The following is a 17,660-nucleotide window of genomic DNA, read 5'->3' as shown; positions in this document are numbered from 1 at the left end:
GAAAAAACGAGTGCTAGCACTCGTTTTTTTCTTTACACAACCGCAGGATTATAAATCATCGTAAAGTGTCCTGGTAATAATTCAATGTGACAAGGTGTATGAAGCGAACTTTCTCCATCTGTATCTACTTCTTTTTCTTCTTTCGTTTCAATATAAATGGATTTTGCTTTTACGTGGAAGATGTCATTTTCATTTGAATCCTCGAATAGTTTCTTTCCGATGTAATCTTTAAATGCTTGAATACCTGTTGATTTGACTACGAAAATATCAAGTGTTCCGTCATCACATTTTACGTTCGGAATAAAGGATGGAATACCACCAAGATATTCACCATTTCCAACCATGACAAGGACAGCTTCGTCTTCATATACTTGTCCGTCATAAGTAATTTTTACTGGGAATGTTTCAGCATTTTTTACAGTTCGAATTGTGCTTAAATAGTAACCGATTTTACCAAGCTTTGCTTTTTCTTCTGCATCGATATTGTTTGATACTTCAGATACGAGACCAATCCCCCAGAAGTTTAAGAAATGTTGTCCATTTGCTTTTGCAACGTCAACTGGTTTTATATGTTCTTTTGTAATAAGTTTTGCCGCTTCTGCAATGTTTTGCGGAACACCAAGTGTGCGAGAGAAGTCGTTGCAAGTTCCACCTGGAATAATTGCAAGTGTAGGTCTAGTTTCGAGAGGTGCTAAGCCATTTGTGCATTCAAATACTGTTCCATCCCCACCAAAGACGATAATTAAATCTACTTTACTAGCAAACTCTTGGCAATATTTTGTTGCATCACCTTGTTTTTTCGTATGAAGGATATGTAGATCAGGAAAAGCTGCGGCAAGAGGTGGTACGATTTTTGTTAAATTTGTATGTAAGTCACCTTGACCAGCTTTCGGATTTACGATGAGGAGTACTTTTTCAAATTTTGTCTTTGTCATTTTTATTCTCTCCCTTTGTCTTTTACGAATCGTGATAGAAAATAAACTTCCATCAGTAATTGATGGAAGCTTATTTTATTATATTACTCCGTTACAACTGAAGCGATAAATGGTAAGTTACGATATTTCTCAGCACAGTCGATACCGTAGCCAACGATAAATTCGTCTGGAATTTGGAAGCCAACATATTCAGCTTTTAAGTCCACTTTACGGCGTTCTGGTTTATCAAGTAATGTACAGAACTTGAGTGCCTTTGGTTTATGCATAAAGAAGTGGTCTTTTAAGAAATGAAGTGTTAAACCAGAATCGATAATATCTTCTACAACAATTACGTTTTTTCCAGTAATGTTTACGTCGATATCTTTTAGTAGTTTCACTTTTCCTGTCGTTTCTGTTTGATTTCCATAACTAGATGCAGAAATGAAGTCAATTGTTACATCGTTTTTAATGTGACGAATTAAATCAGCAGCAAATACGAATGAACCTTTTAATACGGCGATAACTACGATTTCTTCTCCTTCAAAGTCACGTTCGATTTGAAGTGCTAATTCTTTCACTTTTGCTTGTAATTGTTCTTCAGAAATTAAAGTGTCTTTTATTTCAATATTCATTGTAATCCTCCTACAGTGTAAAACTTGCGAACATTTCGACTGTAAAGGATAGAATAGAAAAAGTCAAAGAAGATAGTAATTTTTTACAAAGACAACGACAAAATCATCTGATGATATGATATACTAAGTATATTAAGAAAACGCTTCCATAAAGGGTGAATATGATGAAGAAGAAACAGTACACAAGTGTAACATTTATAAAAGCATTACTTTTAACAATTGTTCTTGGCCTGTTGGCTTACGTAATTGATGTACCTGCGATTCGTATTTCATTAATTGGAATGACTTTAGTGTTAGGAGCAATTTCGCACGGTATGATGTCGCAGCTAAAAGAAGCTGGACTTGATGATATGAGAGATCATATAGATAACAAGTAAGAAACCTTCATTATATAGAGTGAAGGTTTTTTTGTTTCTTACAAAAATGTAAGGTAGTTGTAAGGCAAATCGATAGTTGCATAATAGCATTTTGGATAAACTATGGGTGTAAGGTAAAAGGCAAGCATATTTTAGGTAAATTAAGTTTTAGGCACTCTATATGTGAAAAAGGAGTAGGAGGGCATGGAGAAACGTTGGACGACCTTTTCTTTTTTAGCGACTAGTAACACCGTAATGCTAGATGGAAAAATGGATTTTTTGCACTTGTTTGATCGTGAAGATGATCATTCTTCTTCTAAATTTACAATGAAATGGAATAAATGGAGCGAAAGTTGTAGGTTTGAAGAAGAGGCCCCTAACGAAGAGCAAAAGATTATTTTAACAAACCCTATTAAAGCGTGGGTTGTTCAACGTCGTAAGTGTAACGTCAAAAATCACTTCAAGAAAACTGAGCCGAGACAATTAGTTATCGCTCCGGCCCGTTCTACTTCCAAATCACGCGAAAGTAACATGTAAATATTGAGACACACACCCGAAAAAACATCGTACATATTACGATGTTTTTTTCTTTTTCTACAATGAAATCTTTAAATGAAATATATTTCATCTGCATCTTATATTTATATCTCTTGCTTATTCTAGTAATACATCCGGTGCGAGTTGATGTGAATAAAATATAAGGAGAGAATGAAGATGAAAAAGAGACTATTACCAATTTGTGCAATGGCACTTTTAACAGTAGGATATTCTTCAGTAGCGAGTGCGGATACTGGAACAGTAACAAAGGAAGAAGAAGCGCAAGTGCAACAAGATAAAGCTAAAAAAGAAGAAGCAATTAAGGAACAGCAAAAAAATGAAGTAGAGAAAAAACAAGCGGCCCAAGTACAAGAAAAAAATGATATGGCTAAAAAAGAGGAAGCAATAAAAGCTGAGAAAAAGAGTGAAGAAGAGAAAAAGAGAATAGCGCAAGAACAGTTAAAAAATGATATGGCAAAAAAAGAAGCAGCGATAAAAGTCGAGCAAAAGAATGAAGTAGCTAAAAAAGAAGTAGTAAAGCCAGTTGTACAAGGTGAAAAATTACCAAATACAGCATCAAATAATGTAGCAATGATGGGATTAAGTGCATGTCTTGTAGCGATAGGTACATTATTTGGTTTGAATCGTCGCAATAAGATTAAAGTGTAAATAAAATATTTTCCTATAAAGAATGGAATAATTTCATATATTAAAAATGGTAGGTTACTCCTACCATTTTTTGCATGGAGGGATGAAGAATGAAGTTACTCAATTATATCGGTATCATATTGATGGCTATTGGGCTATTCATGGGATCCTATTACGCTGTGGAATGGTATAAAGGAAAAAGCTCTGCTCAAGAATTAACGAAAGAAGAAATAAAGAGCCTTAAAAATATACAAGATACTCAACTTTCTCATGAAACACCTGTAACTTCTCAAGTGCCTTCTTCTCAAACAGAACATAAAGAAGGTGAAAAGGTAGCGATGTTAAACATACCGAAAATAAAGAAGAAGTTTTCTATATATTGGGGAGCGGATGATACGACTTTGAAAAAAGGAGTTGGTATGTTTGTTAGTGATTTAACGACAACCCCATCTGGAGGAGGACATACTGTACTGAGTGGACACCGAGATACTGTATTTACAGATTTAGGAGAGTTGAAAGAAAAGGATACTCTTGTTTTAGAGTATGATAATAAAACGTACACATATGAAATTCAAAAGACATGGATTACTCATGCGGATGATCGTACTGTTATTATAAAAAAAGAAGAACCGATATTAACACTGACAACTTGTTACCCATTTGATTATATAGGGGATGCACCAGATAGATATATTATCGAGGCGACGTTAACTGGCAGTTATTCAAAGTGAAATTATAGTTTCTGAAAACGGGAGGGGGATATATCAGTTATGTCAAAAAACATTTTAATTGTTGAAGATGAAGACATATTACGTGAAATATTAAAAGATTATTTTTTAAGTGAGCAATATGTAGTGTTTGAAGCGAGGGACGGGAAAGAGGCTTTAGTTGTATTTGAAGAAGAAGAGGTTGATTTAGTTATTTTAGATATTATGTTGCCAGAACTCGATGGATGGTCTGTTTGCCGAAGGATTCGAAAGACGTCCGAGGTGCCTATTATTATGCTAACGGCGCGCGTAGATGAAGACGATACGCTACTTGGTTTTGAACTTGGGGCAAATGACTATGTGACGAAGCCGTATAGTCCGCCAATTTTATTAGCAAGAGCGAAAAGGTTGTTAGAAAGCAGAAAAGTGACAAAGCAACTTTTAGAGAATGAAGATGATACATTATCAATCCACGATATTCACGTTCATTTTCCGTCACGCACTGTTACGGTAAATCGAACTGATATTAATTTAACGCATACAGAATTTGAAATATTAGCGTATTTCATGAAAAATCAAGGAATCGTTTTAACGCGAGAGCAACTCATTTCAAGAATTTGGGGATATGAATTTGCTGGTGATGATCGAACGGTTAATAGTCATATTCGTAATTTAAGAAATAAATTAGGAGAGAAAGCAAAGTACATTACAACTGTAGTACGCACAGGTTATAAATTTGAGGGCAATGTATGAGGAATGGAATTGTACTAAAATTATTTACTCTTACAACAGCATTGTGCATGTTGATTTTAGCGACGATATTTATTGGACAAACGATATTTTTTAAACAATATTATGCGAATCGAAAAGTGGAAGATATTAAAGTGAATTTAAATTCCTTTGGGAAGAACTATTTAAATCATGCAGGAAATGCAGAAGAAATTCAGAAACTAGAGCAAGACTTTTTAAGAGAAAATAATACGTGGATTACGACATTAGATAAGAACGGGAATTTAAAACATGCAGATGATTTTTATTTTGAAGTAACGATAGATCGTAGGCAACAAAAGAGCTTTGGACAACAAATATTCAAAATTCCCTTAGGTAATCTCGTCAATATAGAGGAGATTGATAATAAATTATCAGAGCATTTTTTAGGGCAAGAAATTTATTTTTCTGGAGTGAGAAAAGAAGATAGTTTTATTCCATTCTCTTTTTCTTTATCTAAACAGAATTTAAGCGGATCTAATAAACCGCTAGAAAAAGCATTTAATGAGAAAATGAGAAAATTATATGAGGAGAAAAAGAAAGCAACCGGGGAACAAGTTGTTAAGGAGAAGAGGCCAGCCGTTCAGGAGCAAGCTGCCCCAGAACCAGATGTTTACATAGGAGGGCGTGTTACGAAAGTACAGTTTCCAGATGTAAAAGGCCCCGTAAATCCAATTTATAAAAATACTTTATTTTTGGATAGTATAAAAGAATTTCAAACGGATGTATTACTAAAAGAGAGTAATCAAATAGAGTATTCAACAAAGACAATGGACTATGAAAAGAATGATATAAAATATAAATTATTAATGAAACCAATAAAAGAAAAAGATGGATCAGTAACATATATTTATGCGATGGCTTCTTTACAGCCCGTAGATGAAGCTGTACAAATGGTGCAAGATTATTACATCTATATCATTGCATTTGTAGTCGTTCTTATTTTTTTAGCTTCGTTTTATTATTCAAAACAAATTGCAAAACCATTATTAAAAATAAATGATACGACGAAGAAAATAGCACAATTAGATTTTACAGAAAAAATACCGATTACTTCAAAAGATGAAATTGGAGATTTATCGAAAAATATTAATGTGCTATCAAATAAACTCCATTCGCATATTGGGCAGTTAGAAGAAGATATTGAAAAGGAAAGAAAGTTAGAAAAGACGCGAAAAGAATTCATTTCTGGTGTTTCACATGAATTAAAAACACCGCTAAGTATTATGAAAAGCTGTATTTCTATTTTAAAAGACGGGGTAGCTGAGCATAAAAAGGATTATTATTTTCAGGCGATGGAGAGAGAAGTAGACAAAATGGATACGTTAATTTTGGATATGCTTGAGTTAGCTAAATTTGAATCTGGTACATATAAAATGAAAAAGGATTCGTTTTATATTGATACAGTAATTGAAGACATATGTGAACATCTATCTGTGGAAATAGAGAAAAAAGAGCTTCGTGTTCATAAAAATATATGTTCATTTGAAGTGATTGCAAATCAAGGCCGGATTGAACAAGTCATCGTGAATTTCATTACGAATGCCATACGTTATACACCAAATAAAGAAGATATTATTATTTCTACAATAGATGAGAAGGATCGTATAAAAGTGTGCATTGAAAATAAAGGTACTCACATTGAAGAAGAACAATTAGATAAAATTTGGGATCGTTTTTATCGAGTGGATACAGCTCGTCAGCGTTCACAAGGTGGGACGGGGCTTGGGCTTGCCATTTCAAAGAATATTTTAGAACTACATGATACTGAATATGGGGCAGGAAATACAGAAGATGGTGTGTTATTTTATTTCTATTTACCGAAAAAAGCGTAGAAAATATAATCTACGTTTTTTTAAATTATTTTCATATTATCTTTACCTAATCTTTATTTTTAATCAGTATAATTTGTTTAGAATATGAGGTTATGTAAGGAGTCGATGAACCGTGCATAGCAATTGGCTAAGTATAATGGTATTTATTTTCTTTTGCGCATTTATTGTATTTTTAATTAATATTACGATATGAAAAAAGAGCGCTCATTAAGCGCCCTTTTTTTGTGTATTCATTTGATAAGCACTGATGCTTTTGAATAAGCGTGGTGAAGTGATAAATAAAAATATAAGTAAAACGGTACATAGAATATAGGAACCAATCATTGTACTACCGTTAAATATTAAAGAATATAGGAAAGCCGATTGGCCTTTTGGTGCATATTGTCCCCAGAAAATGATACCAGCGATAAAGTGACAGAAGTAACGAGCTAGACTACCGATAAAAGTAGCGACGATAATGTATCCAATTACTTTCTTTCCTTGGTTTGGTTTTGATGAAGGTTTGTCTTTACGGCTACCTAAATTTGATTGTTCTTCGCTAGTTTCATTTGACGCTAAAAGCGCCTTTTGAATTGGACGGTAGAATAAACCAGCAAATCCAATGAATGCGAAAGCAACAAAGTATTCAATTAATACTTGAATTGGTGTGACGATAATGGCATCGCCTACGACAATTTGTAATAATCCCCAAATTAAGCCTCCTAAGAAAGCCATTTTGAAGCCCCAGCGGTATGCGATAATAAAAATAGGAATCATAGCAAATGAAATGGAACCGCCTGTTGCTGATATTTTGATTGAAAGTGGTAAAATGTCGATGACCAAGGCGAAGGCTGCAAGAATAGCAGATTCGATCATCGCTTGTAAATTGGTGTTACGCATGTTGTCTCCCCCTAAATCCAAGTTGTACAAAAAAGAATAGATATCATAGGAGGATACGAAATACGTAAATAAAAATGAGGTATGTATTTCGGACGTTTGCACAATCCCTGCGTTAGCATTAACTAACAGGTTCGAAGGGTCGGAACGAAGTGTTCCCTCTCAGCGGCATGGCTCCCCCAGTGATAACGAGATTCTTTATTTGCTATTGTTTATTGTAAGCGAAATGGATGAGAATGGCAAACAAATGCTGTATGACAATAATTGAAATAGAATTGTAGCGAAATGTTAATAAATATGAAGCAAAAGGGTATAGTACAAGAGAAATTGGGTGTGGTATAATTTTTTTGAAAATAATTATCATTCTCTTCTGAGGGGGAAGGTTATGAGCTTAGTAGATATTAAAATTGGAGAGAAAGTGTTAGTAAAAAGTATTCAGTCTTTAGATCAGCTATTAAAGCGTAGACTAGCTGCTTTCGGTCTTGCGGAAGGAAGCGAACTTCGCTTGAAACAGAAAGCGATGTTCAAAGGTCCTTGTACATTGGAGTGTCGTGGACAGTTAATTAGTATTCGTCATTGTGACGCGAAAATGATAAAGGTGGAATTAGCGTGAATAAGGTAGCTTTGCTAGGGAATCCGAATACAGGGAAGACATCATTATTTAATGCACTTACTGGTTCTTATGAATACGTAGGAAACTGGAGCGGTGTAACAGTAGAAAAAAAGGTTGGTAAATTAAAAGATAGACAAGGAACATTAATTGATTTACCAGGTGTGTATGATTTAAATCCAGTTTCACGTGATGAAGGTGTTGTAACAAACTTTCTATTAACAGAAGAATTTAATCATATGTTAAATATTGTAGATTCTTCGCAGTTTGAGAGAAATATGCATTTAACGTTGCAATTACTTGAATTTGGTAAGCCGGTCTCAATTGGTTTAAATATGGTTGATGTGGCGAAGCAAAGAGGAATTGTCATTGATGTAAAACGATTATCAGAACTATTAGGTGTAACAGTCGTTCCTGTCGTTGCAAGAAGTGGAAAAGGTTGTGAAGAACTACTTGCGACTCTTAAAGAAAATGACAAAAAGGAGAAAAAGCCATTCCTTATTTCATATGGTGTACAAATGGATGAAGGAATTGGAGAAGTAATTGCTCTTTTAGAGACAGCGAATTATGAGCATCCGAGATGGTTAGCACTTCAATTTTTAAGCAATAACGAAGTAGTAGAAAAAGAAATGAAAGCATTACCAATTTATAAGGAACTCATAGCCATTCGATCTCGCTTAGAAGGAAAACTTGATTGTACGTTAGAAGAGCACATTTACAAAACTCGTGAAGCGTATATTGAAAAGTTAAAAACAAATGTTATGAAGCATGAGAAAGAAGGAAAAATTCCTTTTTCAGAAAAAATTGATAGATTAATTACACATAAAATTTTAGGACTTCCAATCTTTTTAGCAGTTATGTTTTTTATTTTTCAGGTTACGTTTACGTGGATTGGTACACCTTTATCGGATATGTTAGATGAGTTTTTTGGTGGTCAGCTTACGGATTGGGTGACGGCTGGACTTACAAGTATTGGAGCTTCTGATTTTATTCAAGCACTCGTTACAGAAGGTATTATTGCCGGTGTTGGTGCTGTATTAGTATTCGTACCACAAATCTTTGCACTATTCTTTTTCATTTCATTATTAGAAGACTCAGGATATATGGCGCGAATTGCAGTTGTTATGGATAGAATTATGGAGTTCTTTGGCTTAAACGGTAAAGCTTTTATTCCGATGATTATCGGTTTTGGATGTAACGTTCCGGGTATTATGGCAGCGAGAACGATTGAACAGGAGAAAGAGCGCTTACTTACAATTTTAGTAACACCGTTTATGTCTTGTTCAGCACGATTACCTGTATATGCATTATTTGCGGGCGTATTCTTCCCTAATAGTCAGGCGACTGTTGTATTTTCTTTATATGTCGCAGGTATTGTTCTTGCGTTATTAGTTACAAAAATTATGTCTCTTACGATTTTGAAAGCAGAAAAATCTATTTTCGTAATTGAGCTACCGCCTTATCGTGTGCCACAAGCGAAAACGTTATGGCTGAGCACGTGGGAGAAAGGAAAGGGATTTGTTCGTAAAGCTGGTACATTCATCTTTGGTGGTTCGGTTGTTATTTGGTTATTAAATTATGCAGGTCCATCAGGATTTGGCGTTGATATGGGAGATAGCTACTTAGCGATGATTGGTGGATTTATCGCACCATTATTTGCACCGCTCGGCTTTGGAACGTGGCAAGCTGCGGCATCCCTTTTAACAGGATTTTTAGCGAAAGAAGTTGTCGTTTCTACAATGGCAATTATTTATGCGGTTAAAGAAGATGTGCTTGGAAATGTAATGGGAGCACATTATACAGCATTATCAGCTTATGCATTTATGTTCTTTATTTTATTATATGTTCCGTGTTTAGCGACCGTAGCTGTTATTAAACGTGAAACAGGATCAGCGAAATGGACGATTTTCTCAGTCGTGTATCCACTCGTAGTTGCTTATGTATTAACGCTCATTATATACCAAGTTGGATCCCTACTCGGATTCTAGAAGGAGATGTATTGTGATGATGGTCAATATTATAATTGGAGCTATCATTTTTGGTTATGCAGCATATACGTTAGTTAATTTTGTAAAGAGAAGTAAAAAAGGAAAATGCGCGGCATGTTCTTTAAATAAGTCATGTCAGTCGCAAACTTGTAGCCCGGATATGGAGCAAATTGCTCATAATAAATAGAAAAAAGCTTTGCGAAATTTCGCAAAGCTTTTTTGTTTTACTTTTTACTTTTTAATTTTTACAAGTTGAGAAGCTTCTACGCCTTTGTAACCAGGGAATTCTTTACTCGGGTCTTTATCAAATTTTAATACACCTACAGATTTTTCATCACCTTTTACATTGCTGTAAGTTGCGTCATCAACAATCGCATACATATCTGTATATGCACGGCCACTTCCGATAATTGTGTTGCCTTCATATTTTAATTTCGCTCCATCAAGTGTAGCATTTTCTACTTTCTCTTTTGCGAATAATACACCTTGTTCTGTTGTTACAGCTGGTAATTTATCAAGTGATTTCGTGTTGTCTTTTTCATCAACTTTGCTAAGTAACTCTTTTTTCACTAGTTCTTCACCAGTTTTCTTATCCATTACAAGAACTTTTTTACCATCTAATGTTGTCATTTTCATTTTATAGAAGTCTTTTTCTTTCACTTCTTTTTTGTTTTTATCTGTAATTTGTTGAACTTGTTCTTCTGAGCCGTACAGTACAAAACCGTTCGCTTTCTCTCCTAATAAAGAACAACCTGATAATGCTCCAAATGAAATTGCTGCTGCTAATCCGATTCCTACTAATTTTTTCATGATGATTTCTCCTTTTATATGTTTTATAGTAAATACAATTTTTGTATTAGTGCTTACATGTGAAGAAGCTTGTTTGTTGCTTCTGGTATTAGTGTATAAGAAATATCGGAATGCAACTATCGAGTTAGCTTACAGTAACATTACACTTATGTAATTTAGTGAAATTGCACAAAAGTAAGTTAATTTCAAAGAGGGATAATGAGAATATATTAGAAATGCAATATTGTATATAGAATGTCATATTATAATGGATGTATTTTGGAAATAACATGTAAGGACATATTAGTTTTGTTATAATAAACACATAGGCTGTAAAAATGAATATTCTTTACTGTAAAGGGAGATTTTTCAGTTTTCCAAGTAGTGAATTTGAAATATGAGGTATATCATAGGAGGAATTTAGATGTCTGTATTTAAACGATTAAGAGATTTAACAATGTCGAATGTGTACTCGTTAATTGAAAAAGCGGAAGATCCAGTTAAGATGACGGATCAATATTTACGCGATATGCAAGCGGATGTACAAGAAGCTGAGAAAAGTGTAGCAGCTCAAATCGCACTTGAGAAGAAATTCAAAATATTATTTGAAGAGCAAGAAGCACTTGTGAAAAAACGTGAAGAGCAAGCTCATATGGCTGTTCAAGCTAATAACTTAGATCTTGCGCGTCGTGCATTAGAAGAAAAACAAAATGCAGAGCAAAAGATGAATGAGTATAAAGCAAGCTACGAGCAAAATAAAGCTGCTGCTGATAATCTTCGTCTTAAGTTAGAAGAAATGCGCAAGCAATTAACAGAGCTGAAAAATAAACGTGAAACACTTGTAGCACGTGTAAATGCAGCGAAAGCACAGAAGAATATTAATCAGGCGATGTCTGGATTTGATTCAAATTCAGCAAAGGCTGGTTTAAGCCGTATGGAGGAGAAAGCTCTTCAATTAGAGGCTGAAGCGGAAGCAAGCGGTGAAGTTTATAAGAAAGAAAAGTCATTAGATGATGAATTCGCAAGCTTAAACAAAAATTCTGCTGTTGACGATGAATTAGCTCGTATTATGAAGCAGTATGAGAAATAATATAGAATAGAGACAAATGAACCGACATGTCTAAACAAATTCATGTCGGTTTTCTATTATATTTTTGAGGAGGTTTTGCAATGACATGGATGAATGTAGTTGCCATGCTTGTATGGACTGGAGCGAGTGCAGTACTTTTATTTGCAATTATGTGGGTTGATTCGATTTTTACAAAATACAATGATTTAAAAGAAATCAAAAATGGAAATACAGCTGTAACAACTCGTTTTATTATGAAATTATTTGCACAAGGGTACATTTTATCTCAATCGATAACGAAAGCAAATGATTTATGGCAAGCACTTCTTGCATCAGCAGTTTCTTTCGTTATTTTATTAGTGGTAGAAATGTTTATCGAATTCGTATTAAAGAAAATGTCTGGTCTTGATTTAGAAGAAGGTACGAAAGAAGGTAGCGTTGCACATGCGATGTTAGCCGGATCATTACATATTGTTGGTGCACTTATTTTAGGTGCTTGTTTATAAAGAGAAAAGGAGGGGTAGATCATGAGTTTATTTAAACGAATTAAAAATATAATGAAAAGCCCAGAGCCACCGAAGCCGGAAAAGAGTCTTTTAACGTTAGCTCCTGGTGATATGATTGAAGTTTCATTAGTCATGTACCAATTAACTGGGAAAACGAGTATGCATTCTCGCAAGGAAATTGTTTTAACACTGCAAGACGGGAAAGACATTCGTTATTTAAAAATTGAAGATCGTGAAAATACGTATTACAAATTATATACACCAATTGATGGTCGCTTAGATTCAATTGAGGAAATTCCGACGACAATTGAAATGGATGATACAGAGTACCATATGGAAGAACAATATAACGGACGTGTTGTTGTGATGGGGAAAACACCATTCTCAGCTTCAGAGGAACAGTACGTCTGGGAATTCCAATCAGATAATCGAAAATTATTGCGTATTGAATGGCAAAATGGTCGTACAATGATGTATGAGGGAGAAGCAATCATTCCTGCTGATGTACAAATTATAAGAGCAACGTAAGGGGGCGTAATCATGTCAAACCGATTGTTTACCATGATTAAATCGTTTGTGATCCCTATACTTGCTATCGTTACATTACTTGTTGTTGCTGGTTATGCCTTATCAGGTTGTCAAGGCGGGCAGACAAAGTCGATTCAAGACCGTTATCCGCTTGAGTCTGTCGCAAAGGAAGGTAAACAAGAATCTTACGTGTATAGGGCCGCCAATCGGTCAGTTCCTGAAGTCGCGAAGGAACTTATAGCCGAAAGGAAACCGAAACAAGCATCTAAAGAAGACGAAAATCAAATGTTTCTCGTTTATTCGGATAAAATGTATAACCTTCAAAAGGATAAAGAGAAACCATCTGATACGTTAATTGAAGTAAGTAATGAAGAATTTGTCCGTCAAAACTACCAACCGTCCTTCTTGCAAGGATATATTATGGGTAGCATATTAAACGATATATTCGGTTCACGAAAATCATCATATGGTGATTATCGAGGATATAATGACAGACAAAATCATAAACCAGTTATTCCAGAGAGACCACCTACGAAAGAAGAAAAGAAAACCCCACCTCCAATTACGAAGGAAGGGAAAGGGTCTATCATTAAGCGAGGCGATAATGTAGATTCGAAACCATCAGTAGGTGATAAGGGAAGTATTACTGAAAAAGGAAGTAATACGACGCCCCCACCTTCTACTGGAAGCAAGGGTAAAATTACAAAAACACCAGGTGGTTCAAGTGGATCAGATGTGAAGCCGAAATCATCTATTAAAACGCCGCCAAGAAATACATCTCCTCCGAAAACGAGGGTCGGTGGTTCAGGGAAAATTACGAAGAGAAGATAGTAGAGAGACCGAAAAGTGTAAGTTGCTTTTTGGTCTTTTTGTGGAAATTAATTCCTTATAACTGGTACAATTGAAGTATAAGGAGGGGATAGTATGACTACGTATAAAAGATTTAGTGTAATTATGTTCCTTGTATTATTCCTCAGCTTGTTTATTAGCACGACAATGAAATTTCATTTTGTAGTAGGTATTCTATGGATACTGTGTACATGCACTTTATTGTTGTATATCCCGCTGCGTTTTCAACATGAAGTGACGGCTTTTCAAAAGTATGTAGCGTGGATTAAACGTGGGAGTCGGTGGGGCGAGTAAAAATATATCTACTTACTGAAAAAAACTGACAACGATAGCAACTTAATAATAAGAAGAGGGTGTGCCAAAATGTTAGCACACCCTCTTTTTTCATAATGATTAATGAATATCACGTTTCTTGAAATTACCGCCTTTTACTTCTGCTACATCATAAACGGTAATAAAGGCATTAGGATCGATTTCATTAATAAGTTCTTTCATTTTACTTTCTTCTAAACGGTTAATTACGCAAGAAATTTCTTTGAATTTCTCTCTTGAATAACCACCGTATACTTCGTTATATGTTGCACTTCGGCCTAAACGATCACGAATTGTTTCTACCATCAATTCAGGCTCTTTTGTAATGATTTTAAATGCTTTCGAACCACTTAAACCAACTTCAACGATATGAATCACTTTCGAAGCAATAAAGTAAGCAATTGCCGAAAGGATAGCTCCTTGAAGACCGAATACGGTTGATACGAAAATAAATACGAACATGTTTAAGAATAAAATAAGGTCACTCGTTCCAAATGGTAACTTACGAGAAAGCAATACAGCAAGCATATCGATTCCATCTAATGCTCCACCGTTACGCAATGCTAGTCCCATACCAAAACCGATGATAATACCACCAACAACTGTAACTAATAATGTATCGCCTTCAATAATAGCTGGTATTCCGTGCATGACAACGGTACCTATTGCTAATGAAGCAATCCCGATAATGGAATAAATAGCAAAGCTTTTACCGATTTGCTTATACCCTAACCAAACGAAAGGAATGTTAATAACTGCGATTAGAGCTCCTAATGGCAATCCAAATAATCTTGAACTAACGATACTTAAACCAGTTACACCACCGTCTGATACGTTATTTGGAATTAATACTGCTTCTAATCCGTACGCTGTGATAAATGCCCCAATAATAATCATCAAAGCTTTAGAAGCAATTTTTAGCTTATTGGGCTTGTTTTTGATAATTTTCTCCATGTAATTTCCTCGTTTCAAACTAGTTTCTTATTTGTTACGTAATTCACACCTAAATTCCATTTTAACATTTAATTTGAAAAATTTCTCCTTTAATGGATGTATGCAGGGAATATTATGACCATATTATTATTTAAAATACAACAGTAGAAGATTAGAGAGTGGTCATAATTTTAATATGAAAAAGTAGAATGAATAGTATGGATATATACATTTGGGGCACTAACCTTAGGGAGGGGATTCTGTGGGATACTGTACGAAATGTGGAAATGAAACGAACGAAGGCAATAAATTTTGCGGACAGTGCGGGGAGAGTCTTAGCTATAAAACGGTAGAGGGAAGTTTTCCAAATAGCAGTTCTAATAGTAGTATAGAAGTTTTTTTTTTAGTTGGTTTCATCACTGGATTAATATCTTGGTTTATAAACTTATGGGGGCTTATTGGTAGTGTAGCTATCGTATTTTCTATATTGGGTTTAAACAAAAAAGTGACAGGTACGAGTAAAACATTTGCTATTGTTGGATTGGTTTCTGGAATAATTAATGTGTTGTATGCTGTTATGTTACTTATTTAAATCTAATGAACTGAAAGATATAAAAAAGGCCCCCCTTGTATAAAGCATTCAGGGGACCTTTTATTTAATAGCTATTAAGAAACAATAAAACTAAGGGCTGTTAGGAATAAAGCGAAACCTAAAATAGTTCCACATATTTTCATATGGCGCTTACGTCCCATTACGACAATCGCAACATATTCACGGATCATTGCGTTAGGCCAGTAATAAAATGCAGTTTTTGATCCGATTCCTTGGCTGTTAAGACCAGCTTGTCTTGCATATATACCAGCGCGGAAAAGGTGAAAATTATTTGTAGTAAAAATACTTTTGTATTTACCTTCAGGCTTTAAAGAATCCATAATTTCTTTAGAGAATGACATATTTTGATATGTGTTTACAGAGCGATTTTCTTGCACTGTATGTTCAATCGGAATGCCTTTTTCAACAGCGTAATTTTGCATTGCTTCTGCTTCAGGAAGTCCTTCATCTGGACCTTGACCGCCAGAGAAAATAATTGTTGGTGGTGTATTCACAGCAGCTTGTTTCCAATAAAAGTCGATAGCTTTATTAATTCGGCTTGCAAGTAAAGGTGGTACTTTATCATTAATTAAGCCGCTACCGAGAACGATAATGAAATCTTGATTACGTCTTGGTCTGTTGAATTGGTATAAAAAATATGCGCTTAAGAAGTTAGATAAATGCACAAAGAAATACATAGTTATAAGAGAGATAGCAGCAAAGATAAATTGAAAATGCTCTGAGAATAAATTTGCTGGATTTATGATAGGGAGCATTATAAAGAATAAAATCCCTAAAGCAGCAATTAAAGTTAAAGAGTTTGTGAAGCGTCTTCCTTCACGTTGCATTAAAATTTTTGCATTAAGAAAGAGTCCAAACATTAAAGCGACTATAGCAAAAGGAATCATTACAAGTAGTGCTAACATGGGGATGATAACGATAAAATGTAAATCGTTATTACCAGACTCAAATGAGGCTATAGCGCAAAATAATAGAAATGAACAGATAAAGGCATTAAATAAAAAGCCGTTTATTATTTTTCGCGGATCTTTTAAATAGGAAATAAGAAAAATAATAAATAGTATAAGAGGAATAATTCCGAAATACATCATAAATATAGTACACCTCAATTTGTATAAGAATTTGACATACCTTTTATATTACATGATTTTATAAGTAAAAATGAAAGAAAAAATGATTTTGAATTTTCTCAATAAAATATATAGATACGTATGTTACAATATATTCAAAGCGATATATTAAAAGTAAAATGGTTGAAAAGGCACTCAGTAGAGTGCTTTTTCTTTTTGTATGCAATTGTGCATATTATATTTTTTTTCAAATGAAGAGGATTACAATATAAGTTGTAGACAGACTTTATAAAGCAGAATTTCATACAAACATTTCCCTCTACTTTTTGTATCTAACAATCGTATAACAATAAATAATTCTGTTTTATAGTGTCTGTTTTTGAAAGGTGGCTTCTTTGAAGGCACCTTTTTTTTATTAGTATAGATAGTTTTCACTGTTAGCATAGTGTAAACTATCTATACTAAACATTAGCAATCTTCCGTATAAATATTATCAATTTACTATATATTCCAGTGGTGTTAACCTACATATGAAAGGCTTTCTTTTTCAAAATATTACCCCTAATAAAATTTTGAAGAAGTCAACTGTCTCCAAACTTGTCTTTATGCTTAAAGAAAAAGCACTCAATTTGAGTGCTTTTTCTTATTGAAACATGCTATTTTTCTAGGCGATTTTCATAAAATAAAAGTAAAGAAATGAAAGTGGGTGACAAAATGCCGGCAGTTGTGGAAGGTGTTATTATTGAAAACTGCAATGGAACAATTAATGTAGGTGACAAATATAACGTACAGCCGATTGAAAAGACGAAGGCTTATAATGGATCGGGATCATCAAATACAGGAATGAAAGTACAAACGTTTAGCGGGATTAGTACAGCTGATGTATGGGATAATGATGTGTATGATCAAGTTATTCAATCAACGTTATAATTTTAAAATGCAAAATTGCATAAAGTAACATGTTTGTTGTATGTTACACTTTAGCTGTGAGCTGTTAATGATTCTTCTGTATTATAGTTGTTAGATTGGAAATATAACATCTTATCCCGCATTAACGGACAGTAAGACTCCCACTTCAAGAGTCAGCTGTAGTAAAGAGGTTAAGAGGAAGATTAACTGC

22 protein-coding genes and 1 riboswitch are annotated in these 17,660 nt (G+C 34.3%); of the genes, 16 read left to right on the top strand and 6 right to left on the bottom strand.

Annotated features, from left to right (window positions below):
* Positions 1-32: 32 nt before the first annotated feature.
* Together ACW0JX_RS23500 and hpt are read right to left on the bottom strand one after the other, a co-directional pair.
* Complete coding sequence (locus ACW0JX_RS23500; protein ID WP_168410124.1) at positions 33-935, bottom strand: YegS/Rv2252/BmrU family lipid kinase; 903 nt, start codon at positions 933-935, stop codon at positions 33-35.
* Positions 936-1,018: 83 nt separating this feature from the next.
* Positions 1,019-1,546: a hypoxanthine phosphoribosyltransferase gene (gene hpt, locus ACW0JX_RS23495; RefSeq protein WP_001019294.1), complete on the bottom strand. Its 528-nt coding sequence runs from the start codon at positions 1,544-1,546 to the stop codon at positions 1,019-1,021.
* Positions 1,547-1,707: 161 nt separating this feature from the next.
* On the opposite strand from hpt, the gene ACW0JX_RS23490 reads away from it, so the two are divergent.
* The 6 genes from ACW0JX_RS23490 to ACW0JX_RS23465 all read left to right on the top strand — a co-directional run bounded on the left by ACW0JX_RS23490 (position 1,708) and on the right by ACW0JX_RS23465 (position 6,397).
* Positions 1,708-1,923: a hypothetical protein gene (locus tag ACW0JX_RS23490; protein ID WP_002041936.1), complete on the top strand. Its 216-nt coding sequence runs from the start codon at positions 1,708-1,710 to the stop codon at positions 1,921-1,923.
* Positions 1,924-2,106: 183 nt separating this feature from the next.
* On the top strand, positions 2,107-2,439 hold the full coding sequence (locus ACW0JX_RS23485; RefSeq protein WP_000415613.1) for a hypothetical protein: 333 nt from the start codon (positions 2,107-2,109) through the stop codon (positions 2,437-2,439).
* Positions 2,440-2,616: 177 nt separating this feature from the next.
* The gene (locus ACW0JX_RS23480; protein WP_069356357.1) at positions 2,617-3,108 is read left to right on the top strand and encodes an LPXTG cell wall anchor domain-containing protein; all 492 of its coding nucleotides are present in this window, start codon (positions 2,617-2,619) and stop codon (positions 3,106-3,108) included.
* 89 nt (positions 3,109-3,197) lie between these two features.
* Positions 3,198-3,818: a class D sortase gene (locus tag ACW0JX_RS23475; RefSeq protein WP_053563488.1), complete on the top strand. Its 621-nt coding sequence runs from the start codon at positions 3,198-3,200 to the stop codon at positions 3,816-3,818.
* Between the two features lie 39 nt (positions 3,819-3,857).
* Entirely contained in the window at positions 3,858-4,547 is a 690-nt protein-coding gene (locus tag ACW0JX_RS23470; protein WP_016079950.1) for a response regulator transcription factor, read from the top strand.
* The gene (locus ACW0JX_RS23465) at positions 4,544-6,397 is read left to right on the top strand and encodes a sensor histidine kinase (protein WP_001243660.1); all 1,854 of its coding nucleotides are present in this window, start codon (positions 4,544-4,546) and stop codon (positions 6,395-6,397) included. The genes ACW0JX_RS23470 and ACW0JX_RS23465 overlap by 4 nt, the downstream gene beginning before the upstream one ends.
* 207 nt (positions 6,398-6,604) lie before the next feature.
* On the opposite strand, the gene thiT is transcribed toward ACW0JX_RS23465, so the two are convergent.
* Entirely contained in the window at positions 6,605-7,276 is a 672-nt protein-coding gene (gene thiT / locus ACW0JX_RS23460; RefSeq protein WP_069356355.1) for an energy-coupled thiamine transporter ThiT, read from the bottom strand.
* Between the two features lie 86 nt (positions 7,277-7,362).
* Positions 7,363-7,464, bottom strand: a riboswitch (TPP riboswitch).
* A 194-nt stretch (positions 7,465-7,658) separates the two neighbouring features.
* Here thiT and ACW0JX_RS23455 point away from each other — a divergent pair.
* The 3 genes from ACW0JX_RS23455 to ACW0JX_RS23445 are packed head-to-tail and all read left to right on the top strand — an operon-like array spanning position 7,659 to position 10,058.
* Positions 7,659-7,886, top strand: a complete 228-nt coding sequence (locus ACW0JX_RS23455) for a FeoA family protein (protein WP_000060512.1) — start codon at positions 7,659-7,661, stop codon at positions 7,884-7,886.
* Positions 7,883-9,871, top strand: coding sequence for a ferrous iron transport protein B (gene feoB / locus ACW0JX_RS23450; RefSeq protein ID WP_053563489.1), 1,989 nt, complete (start codon positions 7,883-7,885; stop codon positions 9,869-9,871). The genes ACW0JX_RS23455 and feoB overlap by 4 nt, the downstream gene beginning before the upstream one ends.
* Before the next feature lie 16 nt (positions 9,872-9,887).
* Positions 9,888-10,058 (top strand): FeoB-associated Cys-rich membrane protein, encoded by a 171-nt coding sequence (locus ACW0JX_RS23445; protein ID WP_000989598.1) that lies wholly within the window; start codon positions 9,888-9,890, stop codon positions 10,056-10,058.
* Between the two features lie 44 nt (positions 10,059-10,102).
* On the opposite strand, the gene ACW0JX_RS23440 is transcribed toward ACW0JX_RS23445, so the two are convergent.
* Positions 10,103-10,681, bottom strand: coding sequence for a lipoprotein BA_5634 family protein (locus tag ACW0JX_RS23440; protein ID WP_459245113.1), 579 nt, complete (start codon positions 10,679-10,681; stop codon positions 10,103-10,105).
* A 403-nt stretch (positions 10,682-11,084) separates the two neighbouring features.
* On the opposite strand from ACW0JX_RS23440, the gene ACW0JX_RS23435 reads away from it, so the two are divergent.
* The 5 genes from ACW0JX_RS23435 (at position 11,085) to ACW0JX_RS23415 (ending at position 13,906) form a co-directional block, all read left to right on the top strand.
* The gene (locus tag ACW0JX_RS23435) at positions 11,085-11,750 is read left to right on the top strand and encodes a PspA/IM30 family protein (protein WP_000110281.1); all 666 of its coding nucleotides are present in this window, start codon (positions 11,085-11,087) and stop codon (positions 11,748-11,750) included.
* 80 nt (positions 11,751-11,830) lie between these two features.
* Positions 11,831-12,235, top strand: a complete 405-nt coding sequence (locus tag ACW0JX_RS23430) for a DUF350 domain-containing protein (RefSeq protein ID WP_000220087.1) — start codon at positions 11,831-11,833, stop codon at positions 12,233-12,235.
* 21 nt (positions 12,236-12,256) lie between these two features.
* A complete protein-coding gene (locus ACW0JX_RS23425) occupies positions 12,257-12,763 on the top strand; it encodes a DUF4178 domain-containing protein (protein ID WP_459245112.1) in 507 nt (168 codons plus the stop codon).
* A gap of 12 nt (positions 12,764-12,775) precedes the next feature.
* Entirely contained in the window at positions 12,776-13,594 is an 819-nt protein-coding gene (locus tag ACW0JX_RS23420) for a DUF4247 domain-containing protein (protein WP_065229475.1), read from the top strand.
* Positions 13,595-13,687: 93 nt separating this feature from the next.
* Positions 13,688-13,906 carry a hypothetical protein gene (locus tag ACW0JX_RS23415; RefSeq protein ID WP_016123492.1) on the top strand — a complete coding sequence of 73 codons (219 nt, stop codon included), beginning with the start codon at positions 13,688-13,690 and terminating at the stop codon, positions 13,904-13,906.
* A 99-nt stretch (positions 13,907-14,005) separates the two neighbouring features.
* Here the strand turns inward: ACW0JX_RS23415 and ACW0JX_RS23410 are convergent, their stop codons facing one another.
* The gene (locus tag ACW0JX_RS23410; RefSeq protein WP_000411241.1) at positions 14,006-14,878 is read right to left on the bottom strand and encodes a YitT family protein; all 873 of its coding nucleotides are present in this window, start codon (positions 14,876-14,878) and stop codon (positions 14,006-14,008) included.
* A 241-nt stretch (positions 14,879-15,119) separates the two neighbouring features.
* On the opposite strand from ACW0JX_RS23410, the gene ACW0JX_RS23405 reads away from it, so the two are divergent.
* Positions 15,120-15,449, top strand: coding sequence for a zinc ribbon domain-containing protein (locus tag ACW0JX_RS23405; protein WP_459245111.1), 330 nt, complete (start codon positions 15,120-15,122; stop codon positions 15,447-15,449).
* 74 nt (positions 15,450-15,523) lie between these two features.
* Here ACW0JX_RS23405 and ACW0JX_RS23400 read toward each other — a convergent pair whose 3' ends face one another.
* Complete coding sequence (locus ACW0JX_RS23400) at positions 15,524-16,558, bottom strand: YdcF family protein (RefSeq protein WP_069356661.1); 1,035 nt, start codon at positions 16,556-16,558, stop codon at positions 15,524-15,526.
* Positions 16,559-17,236: 678 nt separating this feature from the next.
* Between ACW0JX_RS23400 and ACW0JX_RS23395 the strand changes: the two genes are divergently transcribed.
* Positions 17,237-17,470 (top strand): spore germination protein, encoded by a 234-nt coding sequence (locus tag ACW0JX_RS23395; RefSeq protein ID WP_141240975.1) that lies wholly within the window; start codon positions 17,237-17,239, stop codon positions 17,468-17,470.
* The last annotated feature ends 190 nt before the right edge of the window (positions 17,471-17,660 follow it).

The sequence above is a fragment of the Bacillus sp. C-3-6 genome, assembly GCF_054509685.1.
The sequence above is the reverse complement of the archived record's forward strand: the minus strand, read 5'-3'. Positions and strand labels throughout refer to the sequence as shown.